The 19,052-nt window shown below is 62.8% G+C and carries 22 protein-coding genes; 5 read left to right on the plus strand and 17 right to left on the minus strand.

All coding sequences use genetic code 11. The annotated features are described in order from the left end of the window. Positions 1 to 85 precede the first annotated feature (85 nt). Complete coding sequence (locus ACP8KU_RS10520; protein ID WP_484483723.1) at positions 86 to 2,458, plus strand: DEAD/DEAH box helicase; 2,373 nt, start codon at positions 86 to 88, stop codon at positions 2,456 to 2,458. On the opposite strand, the gene ACP8KU_RS10525 is transcribed toward ACP8KU_RS10520, so the two are convergent. The 8 genes from ACP8KU_RS10525 to ACP8KU_RS10560 all read right to left on the minus strand — a co-directional run bounded on the left by ACP8KU_RS10525 (position 2,455) and on the right by ACP8KU_RS10560 (position 8,117). Beyond that, entirely contained in the window at positions 2,455 to 2,778 is a 324-nt protein-coding gene (locus tag ACP8KU_RS10525) for an Rv3654c family TadE-like protein (protein WP_005276520.1), read from the minus strand. The genes ACP8KU_RS10520 and ACP8KU_RS10525 overlap by 4 nt on opposite strands. Continuing rightward, positions 2,771 to 3,085: a hypothetical protein gene (locus ACP8KU_RS10530; protein ID WP_005276517.1), complete on the minus strand. Its 315-nt coding sequence runs from the start codon at positions 3,083 to 3,085 to the stop codon at positions 2,771 to 2,773. The genes ACP8KU_RS10525 and ACP8KU_RS10530 overlap by 8 nt, the downstream gene beginning before the upstream one ends. Before the next feature lie 33 nt (positions 3,086 to 3,118). Then, positions 3,119 to 3,322: a DUF4244 domain-containing protein gene (locus ACP8KU_RS10535; RefSeq protein ID WP_005276515.1), complete on the minus strand. Its 204-nt coding sequence runs from the start codon at positions 3,320 to 3,322 to the stop codon at positions 3,119 to 3,121. A 66-nt stretch (positions 3,323 to 3,388) separates the two neighbouring features. Continuing rightward, positions 3,389 to 4,012, minus strand: a complete 624-nt coding sequence (locus ACP8KU_RS10540; RefSeq protein WP_005280908.1) for a type II secretion system F family protein — start codon at positions 4,010 to 4,012, stop codon at positions 3,389 to 3,391. Continuing rightward, positions 4,009 to 4,788: a type II secretion system F family protein gene (locus tag ACP8KU_RS10545; RefSeq protein WP_005280906.1), complete on the minus strand. Its 780-nt coding sequence runs from the start codon at positions 4,786 to 4,788 to the stop codon at positions 4,009 to 4,011. Before ACP8KU_RS10545 ends, ACP8KU_RS10540 begins: the two co-directional genes overlap by 4 nt. After that, a complete protein-coding gene (locus ACP8KU_RS10550) occupies positions 4,781 to 5,983 on the minus strand; it encodes a TadA family conjugal transfer-associated ATPase (protein ID WP_484483724.1) in 1,203 nt (400 codons plus the stop codon). The genes ACP8KU_RS10545 and ACP8KU_RS10550 overlap by 8 nt, the downstream gene beginning before the upstream one ends. Continuing rightward, complete coding sequence (ssd, locus tag ACP8KU_RS10555) at positions 5,980 to 7,050, minus strand: septum site-determining protein Ssd (RefSeq protein WP_484483725.1); 1,071 nt, start codon at positions 7,048 to 7,050, stop codon at positions 5,980 to 5,982. The genes ACP8KU_RS10550 and ssd overlap by 4 nt, the downstream gene beginning before the upstream one ends. Positions 7,051 to 7,400: 350 nt before the next feature. Next, the gene (locus tag ACP8KU_RS10560; RefSeq protein WP_023029999.1) at positions 7,401 to 8,117 is read right to left on the minus strand and encodes a hypothetical protein; all 717 of its coding nucleotides are present in this window, start codon (positions 8,115 to 8,117) and stop codon (positions 7,401 to 7,403) included. A gap of 126 nt (positions 8,118 to 8,243) precedes the next feature. Between ACP8KU_RS10560 and ACP8KU_RS10565 the strand changes: the two genes are divergently transcribed. Both ACP8KU_RS10565 and ACP8KU_RS10570 read left to right on the plus strand, forming a co-directional pair. Then, positions 8,244 to 8,747: a phage holin family protein gene (locus ACP8KU_RS10565; RefSeq protein WP_005276502.1), complete on the plus strand. Its 504-nt coding sequence runs from the start codon at positions 8,244 to 8,246 to the stop codon at positions 8,745 to 8,747. Positions 8,748 to 8,825: 78 nt separating this feature from the next. Beyond that, on the plus strand, positions 8,826 to 9,734 hold the full coding sequence (locus tag ACP8KU_RS10570) for an alpha/beta fold hydrolase (RefSeq protein WP_126318083.1): 909 nt from the start codon (positions 8,826 to 8,828) through the stop codon (positions 9,732 to 9,734). A 33-nt stretch (positions 9,735 to 9,767) separates the two neighbouring features. On the opposite strand, the gene ACP8KU_RS10575 is transcribed toward ACP8KU_RS10570, so the two are convergent. From ACP8KU_RS10575 to nth, 4 genes are all read right to left on the minus strand, one after another. After that, on the minus strand, positions 9,768 to 10,964 hold the full coding sequence (locus tag ACP8KU_RS10575) for a MarP family serine protease (protein ID WP_005276500.1): 1,197 nt from the start codon (positions 10,962 to 10,964) through the stop codon (positions 9,768 to 9,770). Positions 10,965 to 11,026: 62 nt separating this feature from the next. Continuing rightward, entirely contained in the window at positions 11,027 to 11,728 is a 702-nt protein-coding gene (locus ACP8KU_RS10580) for an NUDIX hydrolase (protein ID WP_484483726.1), read from the minus strand. Continuing rightward, the gene (locus tag ACP8KU_RS10585) at positions 11,725 to 12,315 is read right to left on the minus strand and encodes a TlpA family protein disulfide reductase (RefSeq protein ID WP_284610654.1); all 591 of its coding nucleotides are present in this window, start codon (positions 12,313 to 12,315) and stop codon (positions 11,725 to 11,727) included. Before ACP8KU_RS10585 ends, ACP8KU_RS10580 begins: the two co-directional genes overlap by 4 nt. A 4-nt stretch (positions 12,316 to 12,319) precedes the next feature. Then, positions 12,320 to 12,973 (minus strand): endonuclease III, encoded by a 654-nt coding sequence (gene nth, locus ACP8KU_RS10590; protein ID WP_034653352.1) that lies wholly within the window; start codon positions 12,971 to 12,973, stop codon positions 12,320 to 12,322. A 342-nt stretch (positions 12,974 to 13,315) separates the two neighbouring features. Between nth and glxR the strand changes: the two genes are divergently transcribed. After that, positions 13,316 to 13,999, plus strand: coding sequence for a CRP-like cAMP-activated global transcriptional regulator GlxR (glxR, locus tag ACP8KU_RS10595; RefSeq protein ID WP_005276495.1), 684 nt, complete (start codon positions 13,316 to 13,318; stop codon positions 13,997 to 13,999). A gap of 81 nt (positions 14,000 to 14,080) precedes the next feature. Here the strand turns inward: glxR and ACP8KU_RS10600 are convergent, their stop codons facing one another. From ACP8KU_RS10600 to ACP8KU_RS10615, 4 genes are all read right to left on the minus strand, one after another. Next, the gene (locus ACP8KU_RS10600) at positions 14,081 to 14,914 is read right to left on the minus strand and encodes an MBL fold metallo-hydrolase (RefSeq protein WP_005276494.1); all 834 of its coding nucleotides are present in this window, start codon (positions 14,912 to 14,914) and stop codon (positions 14,081 to 14,083) included. An 18-nt stretch (positions 14,915 to 14,932) separates the two neighbouring features. Further along, entirely contained in the window at positions 14,933 to 15,391 is a 459-nt protein-coding gene (locus tag ACP8KU_RS10605; RefSeq protein WP_005280879.1) for a RidA family protein, read from the minus strand. Then, positions 15,392 to 15,550: a Sp36 family protein gene (gene sp36, locus ACP8KU_RS10610; protein WP_126318073.1), complete on the minus strand. Its 159-nt coding sequence runs from the start codon at positions 15,548 to 15,550 to the stop codon at positions 15,392 to 15,394. Positions 15,551 to 15,640: 90 nt separating this feature from the next. Then, positions 15,641 to 15,964 carry a WhiB family transcriptional regulator gene (locus ACP8KU_RS10615; RefSeq protein WP_005276491.1) on the minus strand — a complete coding sequence of 108 codons (324 nt, stop codon included), beginning with the start codon at positions 15,962 to 15,964 and terminating at the stop codon, positions 15,641 to 15,643. A 145-nt stretch (positions 15,965 to 16,109) separates the two neighbouring features. Here ACP8KU_RS10615 and ACP8KU_RS10620 point away from each other — a divergent pair, with 145 nt between their 5' ends. Then, positions 16,110 to 18,581 (plus strand): transglycosylase domain-containing protein, encoded by a 2,472-nt coding sequence (locus ACP8KU_RS10620; RefSeq protein WP_023016584.1) that lies wholly within the window; start codon positions 16,110 to 16,112, stop codon positions 18,579 to 18,581. A 3-nt stretch (positions 18,582 to 18,584) separates the two neighbouring features. On the opposite strand, the gene ACP8KU_RS10625 is transcribed toward ACP8KU_RS10620, so the two are convergent. Continuing rightward, the gene (locus tag ACP8KU_RS10625; protein ID WP_005276488.1) at positions 18,585 to 19,049 is read right to left on the minus strand and encodes a GatB/YqeY domain-containing protein; all 465 of its coding nucleotides are present in this window, start codon (positions 19,047 to 19,049) and stop codon (positions 18,585 to 18,587) included. Between the last annotated feature and the right edge of the window lie 3 nt (positions 19,050 to 19,052).

Raw genomic sequence — 19,052 nt, forward strand, 5'->3', positions numbered from 1 at the left:
AACCGCACCAAGACAACATTGGCCTGTCAACAGTGTGACACGTTCCACGCCAAAGCGATAGATTTAACTCACAAGGGGGTAAAAATTGTCTCACCCGGCTGGCGATAACCCCATTGGTGAAGAGCTCCTAGAACTCATCCAGCGGCGCCTTTCTGAGTCCACCCTGACGTTTCACACCACGCTCCCGGCAAAGCGGGCGCGCTACGCCGATTGGCCGGAGTGGGTGCTGCCGGGGCTGAAGGAGGAGGTGGTAGATGGGGGCATCGGCAAGCTCTATGCCCACCAGGCCGAGCTCGCCGAATGCGCGTGGCAGGGCCGTGACGCGGTAATTTCCACCGGCACCTCGTCCGGAAAGTCTTTGGGCTATCAGCTGCCCATCCTCACCCGGCTGGCAGAGGATCAGACCGCGTGCGCGCTCTACCTCACCCCCACCAAAGCCCTGGGATCGGACCAGCTGCACTCCGCGCTCGAGCTGTGCCGGGGCATCCCCGAATTAAAGAACGTGGTGCCCGCACCCTATGACGGCGATACGCCCCAGGAGTCGCGGGCGGGCGTGCGCGAGCATTCGCGCCTGGTGTTTTCCAATCCCGATATGGTGCACATGTCCATGCTGGCCGCGCACGCGCGGTGGGCGCGGGTGCTGCGCCACCTGGAGTTCATCGTCATCGATGAATGCCACTCCTATCGGGGCGTATTCGGCGCCAATGTGGCCCTGGTTCTGCGCCGCTTGCTCCGCCTGTGCCGGCATTATGGATCGCGCCCCACCATCATTTATGCCTCCGCAACCATGAATGACCCGGCCCGGCATGCCGAACGCCTCACCGGCCGCCCGGCGCACGCGATTACTGAGGATTCCGCCCCCACCGGCGCGCGCACGGTCGCGCTCTGGGAGCCTGGGTTCTTGGAGGGTGCGGAGGGCGAGCACGGCGCCCCCGTCCGGCGCGCGGCCACCACTGAGGCCGCCGAGTTGATGGCAACCTTCATCGCGGAAGGCGCCCGGACCATGACCTTTGTGCGCTCCCGCCGCTCCGCCGAGGTCGTGGCGATGGTGGCCGCCGAGACCCTTTCCGGCAGTTTGGGCCGGCCGGATTTCGCGCAGCGCATCGCCGCCTACCGCGCCGGCTACCTGGCCGAAGACCGCCGCCGGTTGGAGCAGGCGCTTGACGATGCCTCTCTCTTAGGCGTCGCCACCACCTCCGCCCTGGAGCTGGGCATCGACGTCGGCGGGCTCGATGCCGTGGTCACCGCTGGTTTTCCGGGCACGGTGGCTAGTTTTTGGCAGCAGGCCGGGCGCGCGGGCCGCCGCGGGCAAGGCTCGCTCGTGGTGCTCGTCGCCCGCGATGAGCCCATGGATACCTACCTGGTGCACCACCCCGATGCGCTACTGGGAAAACCGGTGGAAGCAAGCGTCTTTAACCCCACGAACCCCTATATCCTCTTTGGTCATATCTACTGCGCGGCGGTGGAAAAACCGCTGGATGATGCCACCATTGCTGAGTGGGGTGCCAGCGAGGTCATCCACCAGCTTGCGGAGCAGGGCCTCGTGCGCCGCCGCGAACGCGGGTGGTTTGCCGTGCCCATTCCCGCCTCCAGCGCGGAAGAGCTTTCCCCGGAAACCGCCCACTCGGCGGTATCGCTGCGCGGCGGGGCGGGCGAGGAGGTCATGATCGTCGATGCTTCCGATGGCCGGCTCTTGGGCACCATCGATGCAGCGCGCGCGACCAGCCAGGTCCACCCCGGCGCGGTCTACCTGCACCAGGGCGAAAGCTTTGTCATCGAGGAGCTCCTCCTATCCGATTATGTGGCGCTCGCCCGCCCGGAGACCCCCGAGTATTCGACCACCCCGCGCTCTACTACGGATATTCGCATCGTGCGCGAGGCCGATAACCTGGTCAATTATTCCCCGGGCCTGTGGGTGGCGGACGTGGAAGTCGAGGTCACCGACCGCGTCACCGGCTACCAGGTGCGGCTTGCCGATGGCACCATCGGCGACGATATCCCCCTCGACCTCCCCGAACAGCGGCTCACCACCCGCGCCGTGGCTTATACCATCGACCCGCTGGCGCTTTCTGCGATGGGCATTACCGCCGCCGATATCCCCGGCACCCTCCATGCGGCCGAACACGCCGCCATTGGGCTGTTGCCGCTTATCGCCACCTGCGACCGCTGGGATATCGGCGGCGTATCCACCGCATTGCACGCGGATACGCAGCTTCCCACCGTCTTTGTCTACGACGGCCACCCCGGCGGCGCCGGGTTTGCCGAAGAAGGCTTCCGCCGCTTCCCCGAGTGGATCGCGGCCACCTTTGAGGCGGTGCGCTCCTGCCCCTGCGAGGCCGGGTGCCCATCGTGCGTGCAATCGCCCAAGTGCGGCAATGGCAATAACCCACTGAGCAAGGACGGTGCCATCAAGCTGCTCGGCGCGCTCGTTACCATGACGCAGGAGGCCGCGGTTTAGACTGGGCCCGCCTTGGCGGTGGCGCTCTGGCCGCGCACCGCAGCAACGGCGATGATATCGGGTGCATTGTCGGTGCATTCCTCGAGGCTCGCGCCGTTTTCCCGCGCGGCGCTCTCTGCGGCCGCACACGCATCCTTGCCGGTGGCCAAGGCCCACGCGCCGGCCACGGCGGCAAGGTCCGCGGCTACCTGCGCTTCGTGGCGCGCGGTCACGCGAGACCCCACCGCCGCGATGACCAGCAATAAGCTGATGATGGCGACGATGATTCCGGTGGCGGCGATGGTGGCGTACCCGTCCTCACCGCGGAGCCTGCTAGTCATTGCCAGCCACCTCCGCGGGAAAGACCGCCTCCGCGCTCATGGTGCCGATGGGAGCATCGACGCTTACCGATGCCCGAATAAGCCCCGCGCTTTCCCGCACGCTCACCCGGGCATCCTCGCGGGCCGGTTGGTACTCGACGCCGATGGCGTGCGACCTAGCCGCCGCGCCCGCCATGTCCACCGCCGCGATATAGGACGCCATCGTCGCGATCGCACCGATGATGCCCGCCGCCACGAGGACGAGGGAGCTTAATGCCAGGGCGGCTTCGATGGTCACGGAACCATCGTCATCGACTACCGTGCGCATGATTCCTCCTTTCTTGTGTTCTAGTGCGCCCGGTTAGCTCGGGGTATTCGACAGCGCATCGGTGATGATTCCCTCGATGGCATCGACCACGCCGCCGCCGTTAATGACCATGTACAGCACGCCGGCAAGTGCCGCAGCCGCAAGCGATCCCATGGCGTATTCAATGGTGCTCATCCCCTCATCGTTGCGGACGAGGGCGCGGGTGAGCTGGGAGTACTTAATAAATAGTGCAGACATAATGGAGAGTCCTTTCTGAAAAGGTGTGGTGGTTGAGTAGTTGAGTAGAAGTGAAAAGTGGTGCGTCTAGAAAAGCTGCGCGCCCAAGCTGATCACTACGGGCGCGAGGCCTAGAACGATAAATGCTGGCAGGAAGCACACCGCCAGCGGGAGGGCAATGAATACTCCTGCGCGCTCTGCTTTTGCCGTAGCGTGCGCAGATGCTTCGGCGCGCAAAGAAGTACAGATTCGCGTGCATCCGGCGGCTATGGTGGCGCCGGACTGGCCCGATAAGATGACAAGCCCCGCCACGTCCTCTAGTCCCGCATGGCCTTTCATGTGGTCCCATGCAGATTCCGTGGGCACGCCAACTCCCAGGAGCGCGGATACCGTCTCCCACAGGTGCTGGGTATCGGCCTCTGCCGTACGCGCGACTGCCGTAGCAGCGGCGTGCACCGTCAGGCCCGCACTCAGGCAAGCTGCGAAAAGCTCGATATCCCCGGCCACGAGGAGTGGATCCACGGTGGTAGAGGGCTGGAGTTTGCTCATCAATCCCCCGCGCGCTGTTGCGCCATCGCGCTTTCTTGGGCCGGCGCGCGGGGTCTTCGCCGTGTGCTGCGTTGCGTTCTGTTCCATAGCCGGTCCCAGCCGCCCCTTGGCGGCCGGCAGCCCAACGAGCACGGCCAGCGCTAAGCAGATAAAGGCCATCATGGTGCCGCCTTCCTGATGATGACGCGGGACCAAGCAAAACCGCCGCAGGCAAGCCCCACCCCGATGACCAGCAGGATTCCGCCTAATCCCCCGCCGAGCAAGAAGCCCAGCGAATTAGCCCCCATCGCCCCGCCCATGGCGATGCCCGCTATGGGAAGACACGCCAAGACCGTGGCGGTAGCTTGGGGTCCTTGCAGTCCGGCCGCGGTGGATTGGTGGTGGCGGCGCAGCGCATCCATCCGGCTTTGGGCCTGCTCAAAGAGGCTGGCTACCCCGATGCCATGCTGAGTAGATAATTCGAGCAGGTGGCCCAGCCGGGTAAGTTCCGCATCCGCATGGGCGCCAGAGAGCGCCACGTGTGGGGGCGCACCGCGCGCCACGGCGGTAGCGGTGGATTCTAAGGCTGCGCTCATATCCCGCGGCGTCGTCGCGGGAAGGGACTCCGCCCCGCGCGATAACGCGCTTGCAAGGGTTGCCCCGGCGCGCAGGTCAGCGGTGACGACCCCGAAGTATCCGGCCAGGGCCTCGCGGCCGCGCCGACGCGTACGGGCAGCCATGATGTCCTTGATATACCACGACACGCACCAAGCGATGATCGCTGCCGCGACCGCAATGCTTATCCGCCCGACCGAGAAGAAGACCAAGCTGCCGCAGAATACGGCGCCCAAAATGAGCAAGGAGCTAGCCTTTATCCGGCTATCTTTTCCAGCGATGCGGGACGCACTCGAGGGCGCAGACAGCAAGAGAGCTGCGGCGAGAAGTAAGAAGCTAAGCATCCGCCTGACCCCCTTCTTCTTCGCGCTGTTCCTCCAGCAACGAAGCGGAGAATTCCGCAAAGCCGGGCGCGGGTCCCTCGGTTGCGCTCCAGACAATGCGCGGGGTGACCGGATTGCCCTCTAAGACGCCGATATGGGCCAGGCGCCGACCGTGCGGCGTGCGCTCCATGGTGAGCACCACGTTGACAGCTGCCGCTAATTGCGAATGCAGGGCGCTGCGGTCCAGGCCGCCGAGTGCACCGAGGGCCTCCATGCGGGCGGGTACCTCAAAGAGGGAATTGGCGTGCAAGGTGCCCGCGCCACCATCGTGTCCCGTATTCAGCGCGGCGAGGAGATCGACTACCTCTGGGCCGCGAATTTCACCGACGACGATGCGGTCCGGGCGCATGCGCAGCGCCTGCCGCAGCAATTGCGCCATGGTGATTTCCCCGCTACCTTCAGCGTTTGCCCGGCGCGAGACGATGCTCACGCAATGCGGGTGGTGGGGTGATAGCTCCGCCGTATCTTCGATGACCACGATGCGCTCGCGCTCGGATACGGTCCCTAAAAGCGCCGAGAGCAGCGTCGTCTTGCCGGAACCGGTTCCGCCAATAACGAGGAAGGACACCCGCTTGTCCACCATCGCGGCAAGCAGTTGGCCAATGTCTTCGGGCACGGTGCCATTGGCCACCAACTGCGGCAGGGTGGTCTGTGCCTGACGCAATACACGCAGGCTAATGCACGTTCCGCCCACGGCGGGTGGGCTTAAAAGGGCATGCACGCGGAGCACGACGCCATCGGGGCGCGTGACGCGGCCATCGGCAAAAGGCTGGGCATCATCAAGCCGCGTGCCCGAGGCCGCCGCCAACCGGGAAGCGAGCTGGCGCACCTCCCCATCGTTGCGAAAGGTGATATCGCTGCGCTCGAGCCCCTCACCGCGGTCCATAAAGACGTCTTCGGGCCCGTTAACCACGACATCGGTCACGCCCGGCCGGGCCAATAAGGCATCCAGTGGCCCCATGCCGGTGGCATCTTGGCGCAAGCGCCGGAGCAGATCCACCACGGCGACGTCACTGATAACCCCTGCTTCCTCGCGGATCCGCCGGGCCAAGCTAGAGGCGTCGTGCACCAGATCCGGCTCGGCGGCAATGACGCGCTGCATCTTCTCCATGGTCTTTTCCATGGTTTCGGCCGAACTATCCATCGCCGCGCTCATGCCCCTACCTCCTCGCGCACCGCACGGGCGGTCTTAGCAAGCGCCGCGGGGAGCCGGGCCGGTAATCCACCGATCTCGATGCTGCGGGTGAGCCCGCGCACGGTGGGCAATTGGGCGCTGACTCGGTGGTGGATGATGTCTTCTACCTCTGGCGCGCTGAGAGCCGCCCACTGCCGTTGGCGCAGGACCACCACGATATCGCGCCGCGCCTCATCCAGGCGCAGGATGAGTTGTGCGGCCGCTGCTGCCGAGCGCACCTCCGCGGCCACCACCAACACCACGTGCGTGCAGGCAGCCGGGATATTTTCGACCGTGCAATCCACCACGCACAGGCCCTCGCCCGCGTGCGCCGCGGACGTCGCCGCCACCAAGAGCGTGGCATCTAGCATGAAGGTGTCTTTGACCGTACTGCGCGCTGCGGATAACACCGCTATGCCATCGGCGGTAGACGGTAAGGCGCGGTACAGGTCGGCGGCGTCGATGCTGCCATCGCCAATATTGAGCTCCGGCCAGCGAGCACCCGGCGCCGTTTCCACGCCGAGGAGGAGATCGAGGCCGCCGGAGTGCGCGGTGGCATCGATAAGCAGCGCCCGCGCCTGCTCTCCCGCCATGCAGTGGGAACGCGCCAGGGCCGCGGCGAAGGTGGAGGTGCCTACCCCACCGCTGGCGCCCACCACCGCGATGGTGGCGCTACCGGGGCGATCTTCCGGCGGGTGCGCTGCCTGGGCAATAGCCGCCAGCAAGTCCTTAATTTCCGCGGGAATAATGAAGGCGCGGTCCGCATGGCAGGCAAGCGCTGCTTCATAATCGATGGGACCCGGGTCCGCGGCGAGGAAAAGCACCGGGGCGGGCGAGGTCTGTGCGGCTTGCGCCGAAGCGATAACGCGCGCCATGAGCGCGTCGACCAAGACCGTATAAGCCCCGGGAAGGCTGCGCGGGATATCGCGGGGATCGGTTACCGTAATGACCTCGTGGCTGGTCGCGGCGGCTGCGTGGACCGCCTCTGCGCGCAAGGCTTCTTCACCTATGGCAACGACGATGGTGGAGCGAGAGTGTGCTGTATTCATGCCCCCTAGCCTGAAGCACCGGCTCCACCTGCACTAGGGACGGGACTTCCCGCTTGTGGATAAACGCGCGAAGGTTACCACTTATCGCTCAGTTAGTTGCATTTTCAACAAAGCCTTGTGGATAACCGTAGATATAGGTGACGGCCCGCGCATCGGGGGGTGCGCGCGGGCCGTCAGTAACCCGGCCTCGGGGGGCGAGCCGGGGCAGGCCACACTGTATATCGGAGCCTTGCACCGCTTATTATGACACGTTCACTACCCGATCACAACAGCTAAGAAAAATAATCTACCTGCACGGCCCTGACCTGCACCGAATGAATGTTCACCGCCTACCGGGTACGAGCGTACGGTTAGGCCGCGCGGGCGATAGCGTCAGCTTCCTTGCCGCCTACCTCCCATGCGGAGAGGTGAAAAAGCACCACCTCGCCGGGGCTGTCGCGGTAGCTCGCGCGGCACTCGCGGTAGGCCGTGGAATGGCGGTGGAAATACACCTCTGGCACGGCAAACCCGCGGGGATCGAAGCCGGTGTGTATGGCGGCCAGGCGGGCCGCAACCCGCGCCACCACGCCGCTGCGCGGGCCAAAGAATTCGCCGGCTGCGATTTCGGCGTGCACGACGCTTGGCAAGAGATCGCGGAATGCCGGGCCGCTCCCCTGCGCAATCAGGCGCGCCAAGCCCTGCAAGCGCGCGCTATCGCCGCTGGGAATCCCGTTGCCGCCGGCGGCAACGTCGATGCGTGCAAGCACTTGCAGCGGCGCGCGGGCAAAGGAGCGGACGGTGGAATCTACCATCTCAGGGGCTACCACGGAATACGCGCTGACCGCGCCGGCGAGCGGCCCGCTTTCCACATCACCCGGGCTAGGATGCGGGGGGATGGAATGCCCATCCAAGGCCACGCTGGCGCGCGCCCCGCGCATCAAGGACTCCGCGGAGATGACCTCATACCTGCGCAGCCCGGCCGGCCTGCGGTGGGCGCGCGCGATGGCCGCCGCGGCCTTTTCCGCACCTTCTTTCACCCCCGGGAGGCGAAATAACGGGGATAACGGGTCATTTTCTGGCATATACATTAGGATAGCCCTAGACGCCCCGAGCCCCGAAGGCCCCTACCTTTGGCGTGGCACCGTAAAACCGCGCTGTATCTATTATCATTGGGGCCGTTACAAGGTTTAGATGAAAAACGAGGAGAATTAATCGTGAGCAACGATGGATTATTTACTGACGGCACCGATCAATTCGCACCAAAGGTTAATTCGATTCCTTTGAGCGATGTTGATGCATCGTCCTCCGAAACCTCCATCGGCAAGTTGGTCTCCAATGCCACCGAGCAGATGTCCCAGCTCGTGCGCTCTGAGGTAGAGCTGGCCAAGACGGAGCTGGCGCAGTCCGCAAAGAAGGGCGGCATCGGCGCCGGTTTCTTCGGTGCAGCGGGCACCATCGCGCTGTACAGCTCTTTCTTCTTTTTCATCTTCGTCGCTGAGCTCCTCGCGCTCTGGCTAGATCGCTGGGCCGCTTACTTGATCGTCTTCCTCGTGATGATCGTGGCAGCCGGCGCCCTTGCCCTGCTCGGTGTCAAGAACGTCAAGAAGGTCAAGGCGCCGCAGAAGACCATAGATTCCACCAAGGAACTCAAGAACCTGATTCCGGGCAAGGCGCAGAAGTCGCTGGACCGCAAGGACACTCACGGCCTGTATACCTAAACCGCACGCACTATTAGATCCGCCTCAGCCTTTCCTGGGGCGGATTTTCTGTACACATAGAAAGGCGCCTTGTCCTCCATGGCCTTAGCACCACTTCCCCCCTCCACGGTTGAGCTGGAAGGACCCTTTGCGCACGAGTTTGTCCACACCCGGGGCATCCGCCTGCACGTGGCCATAGCGGGCGATAGCGCCGATCCCCTCGTCGTTTTTATTCACGGCGCTTTTGGCGGCTGGTTCGATTTCCAGGAGGTCATAGGCCCCCTCGCGCAGTGCGGCTACCACGTCGCCGCGGTGGATATGCGCGGCTTTGGCATGTCCGATAAGCCGCCCATCGATCCCGGCCAGGATATCCGCACCTTGGTCGGGGATCTGGATGGCCTCATCCAGGCCTTGGGCCACGAGGATGCCTATATCGTCGGCGCCGATACCGGTGGCGCGGTAGCGTGGTGCCTGGCCGCCGAGCGCCCCAATCGCGTGCGCGGCTTGGTTTCGGTCTCGGCCGCGCACCCGGTTGATATCCGCCGCGCCATCGCCGCCCGCCCCTGGGATTTTGGGTGGATGATCCTGCGTTCCCTCCTCTGCCACCTGCCCAAGGTCACCCGCGCGAATACCCTGCTGCTCAGCCCCCGGGCCTACCGCAAGGAGCTAAGCCTAGATACGGGGCCCGCGCTTGCCGATGCCACCTTAGAGTCCATCCTTAGCCTGCGCCTGCGCGCCTCACAGATTGGCAAGGTGCGCCGCGGGATCCTGTGGAACCACCGGATGCGCACCGCCGTGGTGCCCTTAAACTGGTCAGAACTAGGCGTAAAACGCCCCGTCCTTTTCATCCACGCCCAACAGCGTTTGTGGAACCCAGTTATCAAGCGGGCCGCCCTGCGCGCCCGCGCGGGGTTTAGCGCCACCTCGATCCCAGGGGCCAAGAATCTGCCCTTCCTCGAGGCCCCCGAGGAGTTCGTCGACGAGCTGCGCCGCTGGCTCGACGCGTAGGGCGGATTGCCCTACGCGGATCTAATGCGAAAGCTAGTGCGCCACGCACTCGCCGGTTTCTACTGGGCGCTGCAATTGGGTGACATCCCCAATGTGGCCGATGACCTCGTCTGCGGTCAGCGCGTATCCGGTCTCAGAATCATCTACTGAGGCGCCGAAGATAACGCCCAAGACCTCGCCCGCGGTATTGACCAGCGGGCCGCCGGAATTGCCCTGTTGGATATTGCCGCGCACCGTATAGGAATCGCGCTCTACCCGGCCTTGGGAGTAGATATCTGGCCCGGCGATGGTGATGCGATCGCGCACGCGGGCCATTTCCGCATTAAAGGGGCCGGAGTGCGGGAAGCCCATGACGATGGCATCGTCGCCGGTCTGGGCCGGCTGCTGCGCCCACGGCAGGGGCTGGATGCCCAAATCCGGCGCGTGCAAGACGGCGATATCGACCTCTGGGTTGTAGTAGACCACCGTGGCGTCTTTCAGCCCGAGCTTTGTATCCAGCCTCACCGTTTGGGTGCCGGCCACCACGTGGGCATTGGTGACCACATAGTCATTGTCCACCACGAAACCGGAACCCATGAGGCGGCGGGAGCACTCTTCGGCATCGCCAAGCACGTGAATGATGGACGGGCGAATGCTGCGCACCAGCTCCGGGTCCTGCACGTCTGGGGCCGGGTCCTCGACGTCCTCGCCGCTGATGGACTTCTCCCACGGCGAAACCAGGGGCGGAAGGCCCGATTCATTGAGCAACGCCGCCACACCATTGGGAAGGGAAGCCAGGCGCGGCGGGGCGGCCGCATTGAGGTTGCTCAGGATGCGGGAATCGCGCAGACCCTGCCCCGCAGAACCGCCCAGATTGGTGGCCACGGGAATGGAAATCATCCAGATGACAATGAGCGCGATGAAGGACTGAAAGACCGCGCCGAAGAGCGAATCTATTCGTTGGGTGCTGCGCGCCTTCATGCGATCGCGCACGCTGGTGCCCAAGGAAGAACCGATGATCTGCCCGATGCCCACCAGCAAAACCAGGATGCCCACGAGCAGGAGCAGGCGCAGCGAAGGCTCGTCCACTGTGCGCAATACGCTGGGGGCTACGGCGATGCCCACCACGAGGCCCGCGCCCACGCCGATGGCGGAGAGCACCGCGGCGAGCGCACCATTGCGCCAACCACTGAGCAATGCTGCTAACACGGCAAGCACAATCAGGCCGTCAACAATGAGCGCAGCAGTCATGGCTTTGGTTCTTTCTCTATCGAAATCTCGTGCGTCTCCCGGCGCCTCAAGCGCGCGGGCAATTAGGACATCTTCTCATTATTGCGGGACTTTTTGAGGGTGTCACGCAGGTCTATGACCGAATTGTTATCCCACGGTACGCTCCACCCAGAATGCTCCAATAATGCTGCCAGCACCCCGGCAGTAAACCCCCAAATCACGTAATCATTGGCATAAAACGCCGGGCCTTGCCACTGCTTAAATCCCACCAGCAGGCGGTTGCGGGGGTCAATGAGCTCCCTAATCGGGACGAAGAACACATCATCGGTCTCCGCCGGGCTTGCGGGATAGACCTCGCCCGGCTGCTTCCAATGGGCCAAAATCGGGCTGACCGGATTGCCCGTGGCGCGAATGTGCAGCTGTTCCCACTGTTCTAAGGGCGTGACCGTATGGCGCTGCAGGTCGGTTTCCTCCCATGCCTCCCGCAGCGCGGTATCAACCAGCGACGTATCGCCCGGATCCCGCCGGCCGCCCGGGAAGGCAATCTGGCCGGAGTGCGAGCGCATGGACGGCGAGCGGTGCGTGAGCAAAATTTCGCCATCCTCCACGCTGTTCCCGCTCAGCAGCATCAGTACAGCGGCTTCCCGCTTGATCGGTACTTCTTCCTCCGAGCCATTGAGCTGCGAGGCCTGCCGCTTACCAATGAGCTCTTGCACCTGACTCGTATCGACACCCAGCGCGGGTTTTATCCACTCGGGTGTGTATTCGGGCCATACTTTACTCATCCGGCAAGCGCCTCCTTGACCGTCTTTTCAATCTCGTCCGCAGAGGTAAACGGCTGGGCCGCCTGCTTTATCACTTCGCCATCGCGGAGGATCACGGTCACGGGAACCACGCCCGGCAGGCCCAGCGTGCCCGCGAAGCTATTATCCGGATCCTGGAAGCTCGGCAGGTCTACCCCCACGTCATTGAGGAACGCGGCCCCGTTGGCGGCGTTTTTATCCGCGTGCACCCCAATGACCTTCCAGTCCGGGTGGGATTCTGCCACCTCGTCCAAGTGGGGCAATTCCGCGCGGCACGGCTCGCACCACCACGCCCACACGTTGGCAATGGTAATTCCCTCATCCGCCTTGTCCCCCTCACCGGCATCATCGCCGCCCAGGCATTCCAGATCCACCCCGGCGATGGGCCCCGCGGGGCAATCTGGGCGCTCGGCCACGTCCTGGTCGCCCGCCGTGCCCGATTCCATGCCAGGGGCCTGCGCCGATTCACCCGCGCCGGTGTCATCCCCACGCAGCTGCATGACCCCCACCACCACGAGGACAGCGATGACAATGGCCGCAATGACGGTGCCGAAGACGTATTTTTTCATACCGCTAGCTTAATGCAGCCGGGCACAGATCCCGCACCACGCAATTCCCACACTCCGGGTTCCGGGCATGGCAGACCCGCCGGCCGTGAAAAATGACACGGTGGGAAAACATCGTCCACTCGGCCTCTGCAATGAGCTTGGCGATGTCCCTTTCTATCTTCACCGGCGTCTTCTCCCCCGTCAGCTCCAGGCGCTGCATCAGGCGACTAAAGTGCGTATCCACGGTAAGGCCGGGAATCCCGAAGGCATCGCCCAGCACCACCAGCGCCGTCTTGCGGCCCACCCCAGGCAGGGAGGTCAATTCCTTTACGGTCTGTGGCACCTCACCGTCGAATTCAGAAACGAGGCGCTCGCCGATGCCCATGAGATGCCCCGCCTTCGCCCGCTGAAACCCCAGCGGCCGCAGGATCGCCTCCAAATCTTCCCGCCTAGCCGCCGCATAATCGGCCGCGGTGGGATAGGTGCGAAACAGCTCAGGGGTTACCGAGTTCACGCGCGCGTCCGTGCACTGTGCGGAAAGCACCGTGGCCACCAAAAGCTGGAGGGGCGAATCAAAATCGAGCTCGCACCGCGCATCGGGGTGTTCATGCGCCAATCGTTCATTAATGACGGGCGCTCTCTTGCTCGGGGCCGCGGTGGCCGGCAGTGATGAACTCATGCCGCCAAGCTTAGTAGGATGGGAATACATGATTTCACTTGTTATTTTCGTTCCGCTTGGCATCGCCCTTTTTGCCCTCCTCATGGAAAAACTGGAAGCGATTGTCTTCGCGGATTAGCAGAAAACGCGCAGGCTGTAACGTTAGGGGCGTAAGTGATCCCATTTCTGTTATGTGAACGAAACTAGGGCAGTGCCCAAAAGTGACGAACTGCACTGTAAAATGGGGTACGCTAAAAAATTGACCCCGCTTGTTCCGCATTAGCGTGCCTCCCTGGAGCCCGCAAAAGGATGTGGCCCAAGCACTTTAGTGACTTATCGCAGTCGACATCCAAGGAGTAAAACGTGGAAGGCGTACAGGACACCCTCTCCCGCGCCGGAATCTTCCAAGGCGTTGATCCCGTAGCAGTGCAGAATCTTCTCGAGCAGATGGAGACAGTGCGCTTCCCGCGCGGTACCACCATCTTCGATGAAGGCGAGCCCGGAGACCGTTTGTATATCATCACCTCCGGCAAGATTAAGCTCGCCCGCCACGCCCCGGATGGCCGCGAAAACCTCCTGACCGTGATGGGCCCGTCCGATATGTTCGGCGAGCTCTCCATCTTCGATCCGGGCCCACGCACCTCGTCCGCCGTCTGTGTGACCGAGGTCCAGGCCGCCACCATGAACTCCGAGCTGCTGGATAAGTGGGTAAGTGATCACCCCGCCATCGCCCAGCAGCTGCTGCGCGTGCTGGCCCGCCGCCTGCGCCGCACCAACGCCAACCTTGCGGACCTCATCTTCACCGATGTGCCCGGCCGCGTTGCCAAGACCCTGCTGCAACTGGCTAACCGCTTCGGCGTCCAGGAAGGCAGCGCGCTGCGCGTCAACCACGATCTCACCCAGGAAGAGATTGCCCAGCTGGTCGGCGCTTCCCGCGAGACCGTCAACAAGGCCCTGGCTACCTTCGCCCACCGCGGCTGGATTCGCCTCGAGGGCAAGTCCGTGCTCATCGTCGATACCGAGCACCTCGCCCGCCGCGCGCGCTAAAAAATTCCCTCCGTCCCCCGTGCACAAGCACTAGGGGCGGAGGGAATAAGCGTTTTAGCAGGTTTCCTGCCGCGCCGCGCGTTAGTTATCGGTACCGGAACCGGTGCCGGTGCCGTCGAGGTACTTCAACGCGGTGCGCGTGGACTGCTCGGCGGCATGGCGCAGCACCGGATCCACATCGTCATACATCTCATTGACCAAGGTGGTCAGATCCACGTCATCGCCCAGCCGGGAGCGGATTTCCCGGATCTGATCCAGGCGGTAGTGACGGCGGTCAATGTATTTGCGCGCCACCTGCGAGGTATCCTCCAAATCCGGACCATGGCCCGGGAAGAGCGGAACATCCTTGCCGCGGGATTCCAACACGTCCAGAGCATGCAGGTAATCGGCCAAATCGCCGTCGGTTTCAGAAAGCAAAACGGTGTGGCGCCCCGCGATGGTATCGCCGGTGATAATGCCTTCTAGCCGGGAATTTTCCACCTCCCCGCTCCACACGAAGAAGGACGTGGAGTCCGCGGTGTGGCCCGGCGTGTGCAGGACCTCCAGCTGCGGGGTGATGCCCTCCAAAGTCAGGATCTCACCCTTCTGTAACGCCTCCGCGCCATTGCAATAGCTGGGATCGAAGGCGCGGATGGGCGCGCCAGTCATCTGCCGGAGCCGCTGCGCGCCCGAAGCGTGATCATCGTGGCGGTGGGTAAGCAGAATTAAAGCCACCTCACCAGCATGACGATGCACAACGTTGAGGTGGCCTTCATCCTCCGGCCCCGGATCTACGACGATCGACCGGGAGTCTTCAGCGGCACTAATAATCCAGGTATTCGTGCCCTCGAGGGCGGTATAGCTGGGATTATCACAAAGAACTACGCCAACGGATTGGCTTACGGGACGCAATTGACTATATGCGGGGTGCTCCATGCCTACCAGCCTATCCGATCACTCAGCGATCTCTACGATCAATTCGATCTCCACCGGGGCGTTCTTTGGCAAGGCCGCAACGCCGACTGCAGAACGAGCGTGCGTGCCAGCTTCGCCGAATACCTCCCCAATGAAATCCGATGCCCCGTTGACCACCGCTGGCTGATCCTCGTAGCCGGGATCCGACGCCACGAAGCCAACGATCTTGATCACGCGGGAGATATTGTCCAGCCCGATCTCTGCATCGACAGCGGCCAAGGCATTGAGCACGGCGGTGCGGGCCTGTTCTTGGGCCTGTTCCGTGGTGACCTCAGCGCCCACCTTGCCGGTCACCGGCAAGGAGCCATCCACCAGCGGAAGCTGGCCAGAAGTCCATACTTGATTGCCCACGCGCAGCGCTGGCACATAAGAAGCCAGCGGCTTAGCGACGCCCGGCAGTTCCACCCCTAGCTCTTTCAAGCGAGCGGAAAAGCTCATTTACTCTGCCACCTCGCGCTTGAAGTAGGCCACCACGTTCTCTGGGTTCGGGCCAGGGGTGATGGAGACCAATTCCCATCCATCTTCGCCCCAAGAGTCAAGGATCTGCTTGGTGGCGTGGGTCAGTACTGGTGCGGTTGCGTATTCCCATTTAGTCATGGGTTTCATTCTAGCGATTTAATACGACTTATGCCGCCCCTATTCCGGAGCGCCACCGCTGGCGGGCGGGCAATTACCCCTCTGACCGCCTTAAATACCGACGAGTTCGCCGCCCTTAGCCAGGTAATTGGCCCAGTCAGTGATGTGGGGGTTCTTGCGCAGCAGCGCGCGGCGCTGGCGCTCGGTCAACCCGCCCCACACGCCAAATTCCACGCGGTTATCAAGGGCATCTGCGCGGCATTCCGTTAATACCGGGCAGTGGCGGCAAATGACGGCAGCTTTGCGCTGTTCAGCGCCGCGCACAAATAATGCGTCTGGGTCCTCATTGCGGCACTTTGCTTGAGTGACCCACTCACCACGCTCGGGATTTCGGGCTGTATTGGACATTCCCGCAGTCTTCACTCGAACGGTCATGGGTGAGTGTTCTCCTTCCCAGACGGAATACTATGTACCGAGGCCTGAGTCTATTCACTAGAACGCGGAATTGTCTACGAGGTCACACTTTAGGGGGTGCAGGTCACCTTCCCCATTGCCAGGCAAACCACGTAGGGTATTGGGGGTGACTGTCTTCAAATCTTTGTCCAAGATAGCCCTGTCCACGGTCTTGGTAGCCGCGCTCATCGCGCTCGCGCTCGCCCCCTTTGCGGGCATTTCCGGCGTGGCGATCGCCCGCACCAACCAGACCATGCAATCGGACCTGCAAGATCTAACAGCGGGCAATATCCCCGGCGTCACCACGGTGCAAGACGCCTCGGGCAAAGATATGGCCTACGTCTATAGCCAACGCCGTCACCCCGTAAGTGGCGATGAGATTTCGGACGCGATGAAAAACGCCATCGTCTCGATTGAGGACGAGCGCTTTTACGAACATGGCGGCGTCGATCTCCAAGGCAATTTCCGAGCCTTGTGGACCAACCTCACCTCCGGCGGGGTCTCCCAGGGTGCGTCCACCATTGACCAGCAGTACGTCAAGAACTACCTCCTGCTCGTCTCCGCGCAAACCGATGAAGAACGGGCCGCGGCGACCGAGCAGTCCGCAACCCGCAAGCTGCGCGAAATGCGCATGGCAACGCAGATGAATGAGGAATTGGATAAGAAGGAAATCCTCACCAATTACCTCAACCTGGTCTCCTTTGGTAACCATGCCTACGGCGTGGAGGCCGCCGCGCGGACCTATTTTGATAGCCATGCCGCAGATCTCACGGTGCCGCAAGCGGCGATGCTCGCGGGCATGGTGCAGTCCTCGGAGCGCCTCAACCCTTTTACCAATGAGGAAGAGGTGCTTGACCGCCGCAACGTCGTGCTCCAATCCATGGTGGATAACGGCTATCTGGAGCAGGCGGATGCGGATGAGTATAAGGGGGAGGAATTGGGCGTCGGCAAGCAGCCCAATACCCTAGACAATGGCTGCATCGGCGCAGGTGATCGCGGCTTTTTCTGCGACTTTGTGCTGCAGTACCTCGAGGAAAAGGGCATTGACCAAGACCAGCTCGCCCACGGTGGATATACCGTAAAGACCACGCTGGATCCGCAGGTGCAGGATACGGCGCTATCCGCGGTGCAATCGCACACCAACCCGGATGCCCAGGGCGTGGCCGAGGTTATGGACGTTATCGAGCCGGGCACGTCGGACCGCAAGGTCTTGGCCATGGTCTCCTCCCGCGCGTACGGGCTGGATCAGGACAATAATGAGACCCTGCTGCCGCAGCCCAACTCCTTGGTGGGCAATGGTGCCGGTTCTGTCTTTAAGACCTTTACCGCCGCGGCCGCCATCGAGGCTGGCTACGGCATTAAAAATACGGTGGATGTGCCCACCCGCTACGAGGCCGAAGGCCTTGGCCACGGCGGCGCCGATAACTGCCCCGCCAACCGCTACTGCGTGGAGAACGCGGGCAATTATAAGGCCACAATGTCGCTGCAAGAGGCGCTGGCGCACTCGCCCAATACGCCGTTTATCAAGCTCACCGAGCAGGTTGGCGTGGCGCCCATCGTGGATATGGCGGTGCGCCTTGGCCTGCGCTCCTACGGCGACAAGGGCACCTTTGATAAGGACACCTCCATCGCTCAGCGCACGAAGGACGCCAATTCCGGTTCCTTTACCCTGGGCCCCACCCCGGTCAATCCGCTGGAGCTATCCAATGTGGGCGCCACCATTGCCTCCAATGGCCGGTGGTGCGAGCCCAACCCCATTGACAAGGTCCTGGATAAAAACGGCAACGAGGTCTACCTCAAGGAAACCCCGTGCGAGCAGGCAGTAGACCAAGACGTGGCCCACGCCCTGTCCAATGCGCTGTCTGAAGATGCCACGCAGGGCACCGCCAAGGACGCCGCCCAGGCCGCCGGTTTTAGCTCCCCCATCGCCGCCAAGACCGGCACCACCGAGTCCAACCAGTCCTCGGCTTTTTTGGGATTCAACGACGGGCTCGCCGCCGCTCCTTATATTTATAACGACGGCACCGATACCCAGCCGCTGTGTACCTCGCCCGTGCGCCAGTGCACCGGCGCCGGCAACCTCTTTGGTGGCTTGGAGCCCGCGCAGACATTTTTCACCATGGCTTCGCAGCTGCCGCGGGCTACCCAGAGCGGGCTGCCCAACTACAATAAGAAATACGATGACGGCACCACCGGGGATAAGCTGCTCGATAGCGTGCGCGGGCAAAGCGAGTCCCAAGCCCGCAGCGCCCTTGAGGCCCGGGGCTACGTGGTAAAGACCTCGCGCGTCGTCGGCGGGGACGTCCCCTACGGCCGCGTGGTGCGCGCGATTACCGGCAAGGACGGCAAGAAGGAAGGCGCGGAGATTACGCTGCAGCTTTCCGATGGCTCCCCTGCCACCCAATCCCCCTCCAGCGGCGTCGGCAGTGCGAATGCCACCGGCGCACAAAATAACACCGGCAGCGCGAACACTACCGGTGTAAGCAACGAGGGAGGACATGGTGCCGGCGATTTCAACCTCAGTCCTGAGGACTTTGGAATCCGCCAAGAAGATATCGATAACTTCCGCAACGATATCCGCAACCTCCTCGGCCGCTAAAGCTTAATTAAGCTGGCCTTTAACCTCTGCGGAAAGGCGCTTGCCGTCGGCTTGGCCGGCGGCTTTTGCGTTGGCCACCTTCATGACCGCACCCATCTGCTTCATGGTGGGTGCTTCGCCGTTTTCCTTTTCTACCTCAGCAATTGCCTCTTCTACCAAGGCCTTAAGCTCCGCGTCATCGAGCTGGCGCGGCTGGTAGGCCTCGAAGAAGGGGACATCGACAAGCTCAGCCTCTGCCAATTCCGGGCGGCCGTTTTCTTCATAGACCTCCGCGGACTCGCGGCGCTTTTTAATCTCGCGCGCGATGACCTTGAGGATGTCTTCATCCTCCAGCTCGTGGCGGGAGCCGGTAGTTTCCTCGGCCTGGATTGCCGCGAGCAGCGCGCGAATGGCGCTGGTGCGCTGCTTTTCCTTGGCCTTCATCGACGTTTTCAGATCTGCTCGGATAGTATCTTTTAGCTCGCTCATGCC

The sequence above is a fragment of the Corynebacterium sp. LaCa_282 genome (assembly GCF_057198125.1).

Bases quoted from the DNA above. Each gene is read 5' to 3' on its own strand.
- ACP8KU_RS10525 (WP_005276520.1), bottom strand. From the start codon at position 2,778: ATGACTAGCAGGCTCCGCGGTGAGGACGGGTACGCCACCATCGCCGCC.
- ACP8KU_RS10530 (WP_005276517.1), bottom strand. From the start codon at position 3,085: ATGCGCACGGTAGTCGATGACGATGGTTCCGTGACCATCGAAGCCGCC.
- ACP8KU_RS10535 (WP_005276515.1), bottom strand. From the start codon at position 3,322: ATGTCTGCACTATTTATTAAGTACTCCCAGCTCACCCGCGCCCTCGTC.
- ACP8KU_RS10540 (WP_005280908.1), bottom strand. From the start codon at position 4,012: ATGATGGCCTTTATCTGCTTAGCGCTGGCCGTGCTCGTTGGGCTGCCG.
- ACP8KU_RS10545 (WP_005280906.1), bottom strand. From the start codon at position 4,788: ATGCTTAGCTTCTTACTTCTCGCCGCAGCTCTCTTGCTGTCTGCGCCC.
- ACP8KU_RS10550 (WP_484483724.1), bottom strand. From the start codon at position 5,983: ATGAGCGCGGCGATGGATAGTTCGGCCGAAACCATGGAAAAGACCATG.
- ssd (WP_484483725.1), bottom strand. From the start codon at position 7,050: ATGAATACAGCACACTCTCGCTCCACCATCGTCGTTGCCATAGGTGAA.
- ACP8KU_RS10560 (WP_023029999.1), bottom strand. From the start codon at position 8,117: ATGTATATGCCAGAAAATGACCCGTTATCCCCGTTATTTCGCCTCCCG.
- ACP8KU_RS10570 (WP_126318083.1), top strand. From the start codon at position 8,826: ATGGCCTTAGCACCACTTCCCCCCTCCACGGTTGAGCTGGAAGGACCC.
- ACP8KU_RS10575 (WP_005276500.1), bottom strand. From the start codon at position 10,964: ATGACTGCTGCGCTCATTGTTGACGGCCTGATTGTGCTTGCCGTGTTA.
- ACP8KU_RS10580 (WP_484483726.1), bottom strand. From the start codon at position 11,728: ATGAGTAAAGTATGGCCCGAATACACACCCGAGTGGATAAAACCCGCG.
- ACP8KU_RS10585 (WP_284610654.1), bottom strand. From the start codon at position 12,315: ATGAAAAAATACGTCTTCGGCACCGTCATTGCGGCCATTGTCATCGCT.
- nth (WP_034653352.1), bottom strand. From the start codon at position 12,973: ATGAGTTCATCACTGCCGGCCACCGCGGCCCCGAGCAAGAGAGCGCCC.
- ACP8KU_RS10600 (WP_005276494.1), bottom strand. From the start codon at position 14,914: ATGGAGCACCCCGCATATAGTCAATTGCGTCCCGTAAGCCAATCCGTT.
- ACP8KU_RS10605 (WP_005280879.1), bottom strand. From the start codon at position 15,391: ATGAGCTTTTCCGCTCGCTTGAAAGAGCTAGGGGTGGAACTGCCGGGC.
- sp36 (WP_126318073.1), bottom strand. From the start codon at position 15,550: ATGACTAAATGGGAATACGCAACCGCACCAGTACTGACCCACGCCACC.
- ACP8KU_RS10615 (WP_005276491.1), bottom strand. From the start codon at position 15,964: ATGACCGTTCGAGTGAAGACTGCGGGAATGTCCAATACAGCCCGAAAT.
- ACP8KU_RS10625 (WP_005276488.1), bottom strand. From the start codon at position 19,049: ATGAGCGAGCTAAAAGATACTATCCGAGCAGATCTGAAAACGTCGATG.